Here is a 13,483-nt window from a genome sequence, read left to right on the forward strand (position 1 = left end):
CAGCCCCAACAGCCCCAACAGCCCCAACAGCCTCAACACCCTCAACAGCCTCAACACCCTCAACACCCTCAACACCCCCAACTAGCCTATCTCACCGCACTTCCCCCCAAACTAGCTAAGTACTTTCCAACACACTATCGCACTGTCCCAGGCGAATCTTATTTGCTGGTTGATATGCAGTCTGAGGGCCGTAAAACTCACCAAGAAGTGCTTAAAGAAATCTGCTAGAGGGAACTAGGATCCGTTATTTGAGCGAATATCCGGTTTTGTTCAGTCGAAGAGGAACTGTAGGGCTCTATTTCGCCAGTTTGGCTGCATTTCAGCCAAAATAGTCGCAATAGAGGACCATAGTTCCCTCGGATGCACCGTTGGGCAGCTGCAGGGATAAATAGAGGACCATACTTCCCTCCAGTAAAGTGGATTTAGCCCATTGCATGTTATAGTGGTATAATTGGGATAAAATAGTAGGCGGACCCGCATGCGGAGGCGATTTTGAATGAGTACGAAGCTGATGGCTGTCTGGTTATGCTGCGGCATGCTCCTTTTCGCCTGCGGCAAAGACATTGGCGAACAAATTGAAGGGGATCTTGCTGCCATAATGACAGATCCTACGCTGATGGTTTCCAGCAATCCTTATGTTAATATTGCTAATAACAAGAAATCCTACGATGATATCGTTCGGCATGGTGAGGCTGCCCTTCCATATTTGACGCTAACGCTGAAAGCTAGTACGAACAATGGCCTTAAAGAGTGGGTCATAGCTTATGCTTGTGCGGACATTTTAGGAGAGAAAAACCCAGTCAAAGAGTGGGCAACCGGCAAGGAATGGCTGGATGGCTACGAATTAACAAAGTAGGGCGCTGCCTCGTGCCGTCCTTCTCCACTAAGAAAAGAATGGAGTGATCGCAAGATGGACGCTTCCAAATATCAAAAATATTTCACGGCAGACGACTTCTGGTCCAAATTGAAAAAGGGTGCCAAAAAGGCCGGCAGCAAAGTCATTTATAGCGGTTTGCTGCTCTTTTACGCGTTGGAAAGCCCCAAAACGCCGCGTAGAGTAAAGGTTCAAATATACGGAACACTGGGGTATCTCATTTTGCCGCTGGATCTTATACCCGATTTGCTGCCGATTATCGGCTATGTCGATGATTTAAGCGCGCTGGGGCTGGCTCTTGCCGCCGTCGCCAGAAGTATCGACGAGGACGTGAAGCTCAAAGCAAAGAATAAGCTGCGCGACCTTCTTGGGGACGATGCGCTGAAATCCAAGGCTATCATCGACATCGACGGCAAGCTCGTGGTGGATCAAGAGAAGACCGAGCAGGGTTGATCAACTTTGCGGGAAGCTCCGGCCCCACACAAAAAACCTTTCACCCCACAAAGTGGAATGAAAGGTTTTTTCAGCGTTTCCGTATGACTAACAGGTAACCATCCAACTGTGCTTATCCGCAATCCGACCGTACTGAATGCCGGTGATCGTGTCGTAAAGCTTATGAACGAGCTCTCCGATTTGCCCCTCGTTAATGACCATCGGCTTTCCTTGCCACAGCAGGCTGCCGATTGGCGAAACGACAGCAGCCGTACCGGTGCCGAACGCCTCTTCGAGTGTACCGTTTTCGTACGCCTGAACGATTTCGTCGATGGAGATTTTCCGCTCCGTGACGGGGATGCCCCAATCGTTCAGCAAATGAATGATGCTTTTGCGGGTGATGCCCTCCAAGATGGAGCCGCTAAGGCTTGGCGTGACAACTTCACCGCCGATTTTGAAAAAGACGTTCATGCTGCCGACTTCTTCGAGGCTTTTCTTGTCGATGGCGTCCAGCCACAGCACTTGCGCGCAGTCATGCTCCTTCGCCAGCACTTGCGCCTTCAAGCTTGCCGCGTAATTCCCGGCTGCTTTGGCGCCGCCGGTACCGCCTTGAACTGCTCTGGCGTAGTGGCTTTCCACAAGAATTTTGACCGGCTGCAGCCCTTCCTCATAGTAAGCGCCAACCGGCGACATGATGACAACGAAGGAGTAGCTGGAGGAAGGACGTACGCCTAAACCAGCCTCGGTAGCAATGACGAAAGGGCGAATATATAAGGACGCACCTTGTTTGTGCGGTACCCAGTCGGCATCTATGCGAACGAGCTCCCGAATGGCATCCACAATGAAAGCTTCGTCGATAGCCGGCATATTGAGCCGCTCGCTGGAACGGTTCAGCCTGATGGCATTTTGGTCGGGGCGGAAAATTTGGATGTCGCCGCTCTCGGTCCGAAAAGCTTTTAACCCCTCAAAAACAGCTTGCCCATAATGAAACACCATCGCGGCAGGGTCATAAGACAGTGGCCCGTAAGGGATAATGCGCGGATCATGCCAGCCTTTCCCTTCTTCATAGTCCAACAGGAACATATGGTCTGTAAAATGACGCCCAAACCCTAAACCATCCTCGATGCCGGGTTTTGTTTTGCCGTGCGGATTGCGTTCAAATCGAATTTGTCCATACATTGCGAGCAACCACCTTTCGTTTACGATCCTTATCGTTATTCTATACTATAGAAAAATAACAATCATTGATCAATTATGAAATTTCAATTACGATCATAGGTAATCGCTATGAACGGGGGCCTACTAGGATGGATTATCGGTTATTAGCCTATTTTTTGGCCGTTTGTGAAGAGCTTCATTTCACGAAAGCCGCCGAAAAGCTGGGAATCAGCCAGCCGACGTTAAGCCAGCAAATTCGCGTGTTGGAGCAGCGGATCGGATCGCCTCTTTTTCAGCGAATCGGTAAAAAGGTTTACTTGACGGAAGCGGGAGAAATTTTGCATAAGCACAGCCGGAATATTTTCCACGAGCTGGAGCAGGCGCAGGCTGCTTTCAACGAGATTCAAGGCATGCAGCGGGGAAGGCTGCGAATCGGGTGCTCCGGCAATCATTTGCTCACGGGGACGATGGTGGCTTTTCATGCGCATTTTCCGAAAATAGAGCTGTCGGTAGCCGAACTGGCGACCGAAGAGACGATAGAGGGGCTGCTGAACAATCAGCTGGACTTAGGCGTTGTCTTTTTGCCGGAGGCGGATGACCAGCTTGTTCGAATTCCTCTGTATAACGAAAAATTGCTTTTCGTCGTCTCCTCCAAACATCCGCTCGCTGGCAGCGAGACGATTCGTCTGGCGGATCTCGCTGAGCTTCCGGTGGCGATGCTGCCCAAAAAGTTTTACGTCAGACACATGATAGAGGCGTGCTGCGAGCAAGCAGATTTGGTATGTAAGCCGATGTTGGAGCTTTCCACGTTGGAATCTTTGCTGCAAATGGCCAAAAACAATGTGGGCGGAGCGGTTTTGCCCGGCTCGTATGTGGAAAGCGTTCAGGGCAGCGACATTCGGTGTATTCCGATCGTAGACCCTGTGCCTCAGAAGGACGTCGGCATTGTGTACCGCAAGGACATGTTCCTGTGCCAGACGACCAAAATGTTCATGAAGCAGGTCATGCAGCAATTCCTTGGCGAGAGCAAAGACGTTCCGGTTCCGGTATAAAGCAAAATCAAATGAGGGATATGACAAACATGGAACATGTATATATTTATGCCTGCCACGAAGACGAGCAGGAGCTGTGCCAGTTGGAGCTGCGCACTTTACTGGGCGCAGAAGCTGTGCTCGGCGCGGGCTACGCCGTCAGCGCGCGCCGCGTAGAGCCAAGCCGCAGCCCGTTTCTGAAGCTGCGGCTGGATGTTCGGTTCGAGGCCGGCAGCCTGCCGGAGCTGGCCTCGCAGGTTCAGTCGTTGACCGTACGCGGGTCAACGTTCAAGGTCGCGTTCGCGGAGACGGACACCCCGGTCAGCTATGACCGGCAGCGGGACGTCGAACGCGAAATAGGCCGGCATCTGCGCGGCAAAGCCGAGATGCGGAAGCCGGAGCAGTGGTTCGCCGTGACGGAGCTGGGAGGCCGCTGGCTGTTCGGCGACGGCGTTTACGGCGAAGCCGTATGGCTGCAGCATCAGCAGAAGCCGCAGAACTACTCCACCGCCCTGAGTACGCGCGTAGCGCGGGCGGTGGTGAACATCGCCGTGCCCGTTACGGAGGGCGCGCGGGTCATTGACCCGTGCTGCGGCATCGGCACGGTGCTGGTGGAGGCGATGTCGATGGGCATCGACATCGCCGGCAGCGACATGAACCCGCTGGCGGTGCGCGGCGCGCGGGTGAATTTGGCCCACTTCGGCATGCCGAATGTGGTCGCGCTGGCGGACATGCGGACGCTGGGCTTGCCCGAGCCTGCCCCTACGCCTGCCCCTGCGCCAGCACTAGCGCCTGCGCCAACACCAGCTCCGGCCTCAGCCAGCCGCTCGCAGAGCCGTTATGACGCGCTTATCCTCGACATGCCGTACAACCTCTGCTCCAAGCTGCCGGAGGACGAGCAGTTGCAAATGCTGCAGTCTGCCCGCCGTTTAACGCAGCGTGCGGTTCTTATTACGACGGAGCAGATCGATCCGCTTATCGAGCAGGCAGGCTTTCGCATCGCCGAGCGCTGCGCCGTCCGCAAAGGGAAGTTCAGCCGGCAGATTATCGTCTGCGTTTAACTGAACATTTTCCCCAGCGGGCCGTCCTCGGCAATGATGTCTTGGATGGCATACACGGAAATAGGGAAGTAGAGAAAGCCGTACACATAGGCGGCCAGCTCATAGACCTGAAAATAAATGACCAATGATTTATCGGCGATATAAAAATCCTGATCCGGCCGAATGCTCTTAAAATCAACCAGCAGCGGGATTTTGCGCAATGTAATTTCAGCTAGAATCATTTCGCTCAGCTTTCCGATATAATCGCTGCCGGGCTTAAATAAATCTTTTAGCGCATAAGTTTTGCCGGTTTCTGTCTGAAACGTTAAGGCGTTCTGAATCGTGAGGCCGTGTGCGCCGCCTGAGAACGCATAATTCCACAAGGTCAAGCTGAGTACGCCCCGCTGATTGTTTTTCAGTTCATAATAGGCGGTAACGTCCGTCAAAGGATTTTGCGGGTAGCCTTGCTCGCGAAGCTGCTTATTAACGGCATTAACAATCGCCACGTTCATGGCACGCTGCGCTGTGGATGGCGTATGGTGAATAACGGCGGGATACAGCAGCGTTAATTTATCGCGAAGCACCTGGTAGGTTTGTATACTGACGGGGTGATCCAATTCGTCCATGCTTTTCAACCATCCCTAACCTTTTTGATACAATTTATTCCGCGGCTGGGCGTTTGGTTCACACGATGAAAAAGAGCTCTCCCGGGGTCTTGAGCGACCTGATGGGAAAGCTCTTTTCTGTCTGCGCATAGAGGCAAACGGTACGATGTAAAAATAGCGTTGTGACTACTCTTCAGAGGAAGTCTCCTCGTTGGCATTAGCGGTTGAGCTTTGAAGCATTGAGCTTAGCTCCTCCACCTGCTGCTGCGCTTGGCTGTCTTCCGCATTGGCCTGGGCGGCATTGATGCCATGACTTACCGCATCATTATTCTGATTGTTCGTCGACATGAACATTCACCTCCTCATTTTTCAACTAACTAAGTATGCCTCCGTCTGTTCCGAATTATGCATAAGATTTCCAAGTTGCCCATAGGCAGTAACTATAAAGGGTGACGAACTAATGTATTTCACAAATGGAGCAGGGAGGAGCATAATAGAAGAAAATGGGAAGGTGGCGAATTTGGATGGGAAAATCATTCGAGGCTATTCTGCCGGAGCATGAGGCGTTTATTGCGAAGCAGCGCATCTTTTTTGTGGGGTCGGCCCCGCTGTCGGGGGACGGGCACGTGAACCTGTCGCCGAAGGGTCATGATGTGCTGCGCATTTTGAACGAAAATGAAGTGGCCTATTTGGACTTAACCGGGAGCGGCAACGAGACGAGCGCGCATCTCGAAGAGAACGGACGAATTACCATCCTGTTCTCCGCATTCGAGGGACCTCCGATGATTCTGCGTCTGTATGGGCAAGGGCGCGTCATCCTGCCGGAAACCCCGGAGTGGGAGGCATTGGCTCCCCGGTTTACAATGCTGCCCGGGGCCCGGCAAATCATTGCCGTCAAAGTGCATGAGGTCAAGACCTCATGCGGCTTTAGCGTTCCTTTCTACAACTATGAGGGCGAGCGGAATACGCTGCAGAAATGGGCTGCGAATAAGGGCGACGAGGGTCTGCTGGCGTATTGGCAGGAAAAAAATATGACCAGCATGGACGGCATGCCGACGCCACTCGGGCAAAAGTTATCCACAAACAACCTTTAAACCGTTGCTTTTTAGCTAAAATGCTTCCGCAGCGCTTCCGGCGCAGCTGCGCTTTTGCGTGTCGAGCTGTCCATCGTAACGCTGGTTACCAGCGCATCTGCGCATAGCTCATTTTGCTTGTTATATATCTCTTGCTTCAGCACGTAGCTGGAGCGTCCCATTTTCTCGGGGCGGCAAGTAACGGTGAGCTGTTCTCCTTGTTTGCACTCTTTCTTGTAATTAATGTTGATGTTCACGGTGACGGTCTGTATGCCCATGGAGCCGAAAGTCTCGTAAGACAACCCGGAGAGTTCGTACCATTCCTCGCGCCCCCATTCGAGATATTCCAAGTATTTGGCGTTGTTGACGTGGCCGTTCACATCGATTTCCGTCGAGCGGACGATGATTTCAAGTCTCGATTCCATGCGGGAGAACTCCTTTGTTTGCGCCTGCCAAGGGCACGTGTTTTGTTGTTATTATAGCTCGTCTGTACCGGATAAAACCAGTTGATGCCTCATAGCGCTCCAGTATTTGGGTAAACTATGCTTCATGTGTTTGACATGGGTCAAAGGTAGGTTAACAAATGATATCGGCGGGCAGCGCCTGCAAAGGAGGATATACAGATGGAGCAGCAATACCGGATTGAACGAGATACGATGGGGGAAATCAGAGTACCTGTGGATAAGTTGTGGGGCGCGCAGACGCAGCGCAGCTTCGAGAATTTCAAGATTGGCACCGAGCGGATGCCGGAGCGGTTGATTGGGGCTTTTGCTTTGTTGAAAAAGGCTGCCGCACAAGTCAACCGTGAGCTTGGCGGGCTAACGCCGGAGAAGGCGGAGGCCATCTCGCAAGCGGCGGACGAAATCGTGCAGGGCCGCTGGAGCGGAGAGTTCCCGCTCGTCGTCTGGCAAACCGGCAGCGGGACGCAGTCGAACATGAACGTCAACGAGGTGATTGCGCATCGCGGCAGCGAACTGCTCGGGGATGGCGCGCGCATCCATCCCAACGATGACGTGAATCGCTCGCAGAGCTCGAACGATACGTTCCCTACCGCGATGCACGTGGCCGGGGTTCTCGCGGTGGAGCAAGAGCTGCTGCCTGCGCTGGAGCTTTTGCAGGCGACGCTGCAGAGCAAGATGGAGGCTTATGCCTCCATCGTAAAGATCGGCCGCACCCACCTGCAGGACGCAACCCCGCTCACGCTGGGGCAGGAAATTAGCGGCTGGTGGGCGATGCTGGAGCAGGCCGCGCGCATGGTGCGCAGCAGCGTGGATACGATGCGCGAGCTGGCCATTGGCGGCACCGCGGTCGGCACCGGTCTGAACGCGCATCCGGAGTTCGTCTCGCGCGTTGCCGAACAGCTCACGCGCGAGACGGGCACGCGCTTCGTCTCGGCCGCGAATAAGTTTCATGCGCTGACCAGCCATGATCAGATCGTTTACGCTCACGGCGCGCTGAAGGCGCTCGCGGCGAACTTGATGAAGATAGCCAACGATGTGCGGTGGCTATCGAGCGGCCCTCGCTGCGGGATCGGCGAAATCACGATCCCCGAGAACGAGCCCGGCTCTTCGATTATGCCGGGCAAGGTCAACCCGACCCAGAGCGAAGCGATGACGATGGTCGTGTGCCAGGTTATGGGCAACGATGCGGCCATCGGCTTCGCCGCCAGCCAAGGCAATTTCGAGCTGAACGTGTTCAAGCCCGTGATTATCCATAACTTCCTGCAGTCCGTGCGGCTGCTGGCGGACAGTATGCGCTCGTTCAACGACAACTGTCTCGTGGGGATGGAGCCGAATCGCGAGGTGATTCAGCGCAATCTCGAGCAGTCCCTCATGCTGGTTACCGCGCTCAACCCGTATATCGGGTATGAGAAAGCGGCCAGCATTGCGAAGCAAGCCCACAAGGAAGGGCTGACGCTGAAGGAGTCTGCCGTGCGCAGCGGCTACTTGACGGCGGAGCAGTTTGACAGCTACGTGCGGCCGGAGGAAATGGTGCAGCCGAAGGCTTGATGCGGCGGCACGATTCAGGCGCAACCATCGACTTCGCAACTTCGCAGGAGCTTTTTGGTCCGCCAGAGGGAACTACAGTCCGCTATGTGCTCCCAAAGCGGTTTTTCCGGCTTTGAAGAGGAACTATGGTCCCCTATTTGCCCGTTTCAAGGGGAAATGGCGGCTGCAGGGGCAAATAAAGCCCTGTAGTTCCCACTAAAAGTGGAATCTGGCCGATTTTGCCTAAATAGGGGACTACAGTTCCCTTTAGAGGGAGAGGAACGTCACTCCCCGAAAGCAAGCGTGTTTTATAAGGCCCGACGCATGCACTCTTAATCCCGAATGCCAAAAAAAGGTTGAGCAGGGTACTATCCTGTCCAACCTTTTTCGCATCTACCTTGATAAACGCGCTCGCCCTAAAAGCACGACGAAGTCGTTTATCCTTGTTTATTGTATGGGATCCGGGATCAGATTTTTCTCCAACAGCTCGCTGTTCGTCTTCATGTGTTTCATTTCATTGCCGAGCTTCTTCATTTCCTCCAAATCCTGGGCCATGGAGCCATTGTTGGCTTCTTCCAAGGATTTGCCGGAGGAACCGTTGCACAGCCGTTCTAATTCGATCAGCTTGTCCAGTGCAGCGCGACGGACTTCCAGTGGAACGAACGTATTCTCCGGAAAGTCGGCCTCATGGAAGTGTACGGTTGTATTTCCGTGCTCTGAAGTTAGGGACGTTAACGTAAGCGGATAGGAGGCTGCCGTAGCCTCGCTATAAATATTGAATTGATAGACGGCTTTCTCCGTGTATTCGACACGTTCCAATCCCAAATCGGTTAGTTGTCGATGCAGTGTGCTCTTATCCATACCAAACCTCTCCTTTCAAAATGTAGCTTGAAGCACTAGTGTCTATTGCGCCTTATCGCCAGCCATTCCGGCCATCGCCCGCACTTTATCACCAGCTTGCTCGCTAATTTCTTGCGCCTTATCGCCAGCCATCCCGGCCATCGCCCGCACTTTGTCACTAGCTTGCTCGCCAATTTCTTGCGCCTTATCGGCAGCCTGCTCGCCAAGCTCCCGCACTTTCTCACCGGCCAACTCCGTCATCTCCTGTGCTTGCTCGCCAAGCGTAACGGCCGCCCTTTCGGTTTTGTCACCTGCGTTGGCAGCCAGTTCCTGTGCTTTTGAACCTAAGGCTGCTGCAAAACGGCTCGTTTTATCATATAAGGTGCGATATGTTTTCGATAAATCCCTGCGCAGTTCCGCCCCCTGTTTAGGGGCTAACAACAATGAGGCTGCAGCGCCTACAGCACCGCCGATTAGTAAGCCTAGCCAGAGTCCGTCTTTGTTTGCTTCGACTGTTTCGCTCATGAGTCATCTCTCCTTCAAATAGGGTGTAGGTGGTCATGCGTCCTACTTGGTTGTAACCGGATTTCTGGTTTTTGAAACAGCCAGGGCTGTTTTTGTCGAAAATGTCTGTTTTTGATGATTAAAATTTTCGTCATACGGGTACTAGTTAGTGAACATCTTTATTTTTGTACTATGGTAAAATAGGTGAGGGGTTCCTGCTAACTTTTACCCGAGAGGGGATATGACGACGATGAGTATTGTCATTGTGGACGACAACGCGACCAATTTGCTGATTATCGAAAAAATTTTGCTCAAAGCCGGGTACACGGATCTCACGATGGTATCCTCGGCGAAAGAGCTGTACGACTTATTAGATATGAATTCGCCCCATCCGGCCGAGGTGCCAGTGGATTTGATTTTGATGGATATGATGATGCCGGAAATCGACGGAGTGGAAGCCTGCCGCACGATTCAAGCGGATGAAAGACTGCGGGATATCCCGATTATTTTCGTGACGGCGATGGGAGATTCCAATAAGCTTGCGGAAGCGTTAGATGCCGGGGCGCTGGATTATGTCATGAAGCCGATTAATCGGGTGGAGCTGCTTGCCCGAATCCGTTCGACGCTCCGTTTGAAATATGAGAAGGATTGGCACAAAGAGCGGGATAAGCGGATCAAATATGAGCTGGATTTGGCTAAACAGGTTCAGCGCAGCGTGCTCAGCCATCCGATTAAGAAGGAGGATATCCATATTTCCGCGGTGTATAAGCCCTCGTCCGAACTGGCAGGGGACTTCTACGCATGGTATCCGATTGGGCCGAACCGGTATGGCATTATTTTGCTGGACATGATGGGACACGGGATTTCGTCTTCGCTTGTGTGCATGTACATTTATTCGGCTTTGAAGGATACGATTACGCAGATTTGCGATCCGGAGGGCGTGATTCGCGAGCTGAACGGACGAATGCATCAACTGCATCAATCGGATAGTCTGATCAATTATTATTTCACGGCGATCTACATGGTTCTGGATACGGAACAGCGCACGATTGAGTATGTGAATGCGGGGCACCCGCCAGGCCTTGCGATGTTGGACGGCGAGATCAAGCTGTTGACGGAGGGCTGCTGTGCCATTGGCTTCTTTGAAGGGATTGACGTGACCAAAGGCGTGATTCGTTATGATCAAGAAGCTCGCATTGTTTTATTCACAGACGGTCTGTCGGAATGGCTCGATGATGAGGAGCAGGACGGCACCGCGAAAATCAAGCAAGGCCTGCAGTCCGCTGCAGCCCACGACCCTGAGGATTTGGTCGAACGCATCTATCCGTATGATAGAAGCGGATCGCCGCAAGACGACATGTGTTTGGTCATGATCAGTATTCCGTAACCGCTGTACCCGTGAACAAAAGAAGGCATGCACAAGTTCACCCCAAAAAATGGGGAAGCTTGTGCATTTTTTGTTTCAATAGGCGCATATGGGTGTAATAACGTGTATGAATGCAATCAGCAGGTCGGCTGTCATTTTCAAATAAATCCCAAACGGAAGGATGAGATGAAGATGAAGAAACAAGAATGTGTAGCCATGCTGCTGGCTGGCGGTGAAGGCAGCAGGCTTCGTCCGTTAACGCAGCATATGGCGAAGCCGGCGGTACATTTCGGTGGGAAATACCGGATGATCGATTTCGCTTTAAGCAACTGCCGCCATTCGGGAATCGGTACCGTCGGCGTGATGACGCAGTATAAGCCTGCCGTGCTGCATGCCCATATCGGAAGCGGGGACGTTTGGGCAGCGGAGGGCTGCGGTGGCGGCATTTCCATTCTGGAGCGGGAGGCCGGTGCGCCCAATGCCTATTCGGGGACCGCAGATGCCATTTATCAGAACTTAGCCTTTCTGAGGGAACATCAACCGCGCTATGTGCTAATTCTGTCTGCCGATCATATTTATAACATGGATTACCGGAATTTGCTGGCGCATCATCAGGCATCCGGGGCGGATGCTACGCTTTCGGTTATGCCTGTGGAATGGGAGGAGGCGAGCCGTTTCGGCATTGTTAGCGCAGATGAGCTCCACCGGATTACCGCCTTTGCGGAGAAGCCGCTCAAACCGGCCAGCAATTTGGCATCCATGGGCATTTATATATTTAACTGGGAGGTGCTGCAGTCCTGTTTGGAGCAGGATGCGGAAGATGTGGCGTCGAGCCATGATTTTGGCCGCGATATTATTCCCGGACTGCTGGCTTCCGGTGCGCATGTGTCCGCCTATCCTTTCGAAGGCTATTGGAAGGATGTGGGCACGATCGAAAGCCTGTGGGAATCTCACATGGATTTGCTTGATTATTATCCGAGGCTGCAATTGAATCATAAGGCATGGCCTGTGCTGACGGCCAAACGCAGCCTTTCCCAGAATTATGTAGCTCTGGATGCGCGCGTTCATCGTACGGAGCTTGGAGACGGCGTCTCCATCTATGGCAATGTCAGTCATTCCGTTCTGTTCGATGGGGTAACGGTCGAAGAGCGCAGCCGGGTGCTTAACAGCGTCATTATGCCGGGCGTTCAAATCGGGAGGCATGCACTTATTCTTAATGCGATTATCGGCGAAGGCTCGATTATTAAAGATGGCGCGATCGTAGGCATGCCGGGGAAAAAGGGGATTACTGTCGTGGGTGAGAACACCGTCATCGGACGGCATTATTCGGCCTCCATCCCTGTAAAGCTGACCGGTACGAGGCTGAATTTCATTTAAGCTTATGTGGGGTGAAAATGTACGGGAGACCCTGCTTTTAGATGTGAAGCTTGTGTAAAGTTGAGGTGCTTGTTACACTTAAAAGAGCAAACCACTTAAAAGGAGTGTGGCTCATGCCAGCAGAAAAGTTCCAAATTGACCAAGAAGAATTAGAGAAATCTATACAGCTTCATATCCGTGGGGAACTTGACTTGGCTGCGGCATTGAAGTTCCGCCATGCGCTTGAAGCGGTGGTTCATCGGACTGATAAAGCATTGATTCTGGACGTAGGCAAGTTAACATATATCGACAGCACGGGGATCGGTATTATGGTCTCCGCTTTGAAAATTCGCGATGAGCTCAAGGCGCCGTTCGCTGTGCGGCATATTCCGTCCGGTATTAAACGGCTCTTTGACCTTACGGGCATCTCCGGATTTCTGAACGAAGGGATCGAAGGAAGCGCATGAATGTCGTACGTCTGCACATACCCGCAGCAGCGGAGTATTTGGATATCGTCAGACTCAGTCTCTATGGAATTGCCTCTAAGCTGGGCTTCTCCTATGAGGACATTGAGGATATGAAAGTAGCGGTTTCAGAGGCCTGCAATAATGCCGTGCTTCACGGAGAGACGTCAGCCCGTTTAGGGCAAATCCAGATTCGTTATGAGCTGGGAGACGGCAAGCTGACCGTGAAAGTGAAGGATGACGGCCCTGGTTTTGATTACGAAGCGAAGAACGGGCGTGTTGAACCGCCAGTGGGCCAATCGCTTAGTGAACTGCAGTCCGGTGGCCTCGGCATGTACTTAATGCAAGCGCTGATGGATGAGGTGACGGTGAATACGGATCAAGGTACGGAAGTCACACTTGTTAAATATGTACAAAAGTAAAGGGCCGTCGCATGTGGTCAGGTATGACTGAGTGGGGGCAGCGAGGCAGAGGAAAAAGAAGCTGTCCAAAGGTATGCGGGCAGAAAAAAGTAACTGGTTGAATGTTAAAAGGAGCTAAGCGACTGTATGTGCTTAGCTCCTTTGCTATTGGCGCTGATTGCCTCACTCTTGAGGATGCTGCCAACTCGTGCCTGCGATTTTGACGAATAGTTCTCTCTAGGCATGGATAAGCAAAGTTGTGGGAACTACAGGTCGTGAGCGACCAATGGTAAAGTCGTGTAATTTAGCAGGTGGAACTCCTGCTTGGAAAGGCAAAAGCCATGCCGCCAA

The 13,483-nt window shown here is 52.6% G+C and carries 16 protein-coding genes; 10 read left to right on the plus strand and 6 right to left on the minus strand.

The genetic code is table 11. From position 1 onward, the window contains the following. The first annotated feature begins 496 nt into the window (after window positions 1–496). Both AC3WRW_RS31780 and AC3WRW_RS31785 read left to right on the plus strand, forming a co-directional pair. Window positions 497–856 (plus strand): hypothetical protein, encoded by a 360-nt coding sequence (locus AC3WRW_RS31780; RefSeq protein ID WP_492550223.1) that lies wholly within the window; start codon window positions 497–499, stop codon window positions 854–856. Between the two features lie 54 nt (window positions 857–910). Further along, window positions 911–1,327, plus strand: coding sequence for a DUF1232 domain-containing protein (locus tag AC3WRW_RS31785; protein ID WP_492550224.1), 417 nt, complete (start codon window positions 911–913; stop codon window positions 1,325–1,327). A gap of 87 nt (window positions 1,328–1,414) precedes the next feature. On the opposite strand, the gene AC3WRW_RS31790 is transcribed toward AC3WRW_RS31785, so the two are convergent. Next, window positions 1,415–2,485 (minus strand): branched-chain amino acid aminotransferase, encoded by a 1,071-nt coding sequence (locus tag AC3WRW_RS31790; protein WP_492550225.1) that lies wholly within the window; start codon window positions 2,483–2,485, stop codon window positions 1,415–1,417. Window positions 2,486–2,613: 128 nt separating this feature from the next. Between AC3WRW_RS31790 and AC3WRW_RS31795 the strand changes: the two genes are divergently transcribed. Then, window positions 2,614–3,516 (plus strand): LysR family transcriptional regulator, encoded by a 903-nt coding sequence (locus AC3WRW_RS31795; RefSeq protein WP_492550226.1) that lies wholly within the window; start codon window positions 2,614–2,616, stop codon window positions 3,514–3,516. A gap of 29 nt (window positions 3,517–3,545) precedes the next feature. Beyond that, a complete protein-coding gene (locus AC3WRW_RS31800) occupies window positions 3,546–4,556 on the plus strand; it encodes a TRM11 family SAM-dependent methyltransferase (protein ID WP_492550227.1) in 1,011 nt (336 codons plus the stop codon). Here the strand turns inward: AC3WRW_RS31800 and AC3WRW_RS31805 are convergent. Continuing rightward, window positions 4,553–5,161 (minus strand): DUF3298 and DUF4163 domain-containing protein, encoded by a 609-nt coding sequence (locus AC3WRW_RS31805; protein WP_492550228.1) that lies wholly within the window; start codon window positions 5,159–5,161, stop codon window positions 4,553–4,555. The genes AC3WRW_RS31800 and AC3WRW_RS31805 overlap by 4 nt on opposite strands. A gap of 165 nt (window positions 5,162–5,326) precedes the next feature. Then, the gene (locus tag AC3WRW_RS31810) at window positions 5,327–5,488 is read right to left on the minus strand and encodes a hypothetical protein (protein ID WP_492550229.1); all 162 of its coding nucleotides are present in this window, start codon (window positions 5,486–5,488) and stop codon (window positions 5,327–5,329) included. Window positions 5,489–5,664: 176 nt separating this feature from the next. Between AC3WRW_RS31810 and AC3WRW_RS31815 the strand changes: the two genes are divergently transcribed. After that, window positions 5,665–6,234 (plus strand): pyridoxamine 5'-phosphate oxidase family protein, encoded by a 570-nt coding sequence (locus tag AC3WRW_RS31815; RefSeq protein ID WP_492550230.1) that lies wholly within the window; start codon window positions 5,665–5,667, stop codon window positions 6,232–6,234. Between the two features lie 11 nt (window positions 6,235–6,245). Here the strand turns inward: AC3WRW_RS31815 and AC3WRW_RS31820 are convergent, their stop codons facing one another. Then, entirely contained in the window at window positions 6,246–6,638 is a 393-nt protein-coding gene (locus AC3WRW_RS31820) for an acyl-CoA thioesterase (RefSeq protein ID WP_492550231.1), read from the minus strand. Window positions 6,639–6,836: 198 nt separating this feature from the next. Between AC3WRW_RS31820 and fumC the strand changes: the two genes are divergently transcribed. Then, window positions 6,837–8,222 (plus strand): class II fumarate hydratase, encoded by a 1,386-nt coding sequence (gene fumC, locus AC3WRW_RS31825; RefSeq protein WP_492550232.1) that lies wholly within the window; start codon window positions 6,837–6,839, stop codon window positions 8,220–8,222. Between the two features lie 426 nt (window positions 8,223–8,648). Here fumC and AC3WRW_RS31830 read toward each other — a convergent pair whose 3' ends face one another. Further along, on the minus strand, window positions 8,649–9,062 hold the full coding sequence (locus AC3WRW_RS31830; protein ID WP_492550233.1) for a hypothetical protein: 414 nt from the start codon (window positions 9,060–9,062) through the stop codon (window positions 8,649–8,651). 42 nt (window positions 9,063–9,104) lie between these two features. Then, window positions 9,105–9,566: a YtxH domain-containing protein gene (locus AC3WRW_RS31835; RefSeq protein WP_492550234.1), complete on the minus strand. Its 462-nt coding sequence runs from the start codon at window positions 9,564–9,566 to the stop codon at window positions 9,105–9,107. A 229-nt stretch (window positions 9,567–9,795) separates the two neighbouring features. Between AC3WRW_RS31835 and AC3WRW_RS31840 the strand changes: the two genes are divergently transcribed. The 4 genes from AC3WRW_RS31840 to rsbW all read left to right on the plus strand — a co-directional run bounded on the left by AC3WRW_RS31840 (window position 9,796) and on the right by rsbW (window position 13,153). Next, window positions 9,796–10,932, plus strand: coding sequence for a PP2C family protein-serine/threonine phosphatase (locus AC3WRW_RS31840; RefSeq protein ID WP_492550235.1), 1,137 nt, complete (start codon window positions 9,796–9,798; stop codon window positions 10,930–10,932). 171 nt (window positions 10,933–11,103) lie between these two features. Then, window positions 11,104–12,288 (plus strand): glucose-1-phosphate adenylyltransferase, encoded by a 1,185-nt coding sequence (locus AC3WRW_RS31845; RefSeq protein WP_492550236.1) that lies wholly within the window; start codon window positions 11,104–11,106, stop codon window positions 12,286–12,288. Window positions 12,289–12,401: 113 nt separating this feature from the next. Further along, entirely contained in the window at window positions 12,402–12,734 is a 333-nt protein-coding gene (locus tag AC3WRW_RS31850) for an STAS domain-containing protein (RefSeq protein ID WP_492550237.1), read from the plus strand. Next, window positions 12,731–13,153 (plus strand): anti-sigma B factor RsbW, encoded by a 423-nt coding sequence (rsbW, locus tag AC3WRW_RS31855; protein ID WP_492550238.1) that lies wholly within the window; start codon window positions 12,731–12,733, stop codon window positions 13,151–13,153. The genes AC3WRW_RS31850 and rsbW overlap by 4 nt, the downstream gene beginning before the upstream one ends. The last annotated feature ends 330 nt before the right edge of the window (window positions 13,154–13,483 follow it).

It is taken from the genome of Paenibacillus sp. FW126-R14 (genome assembly GCF_058789495.1).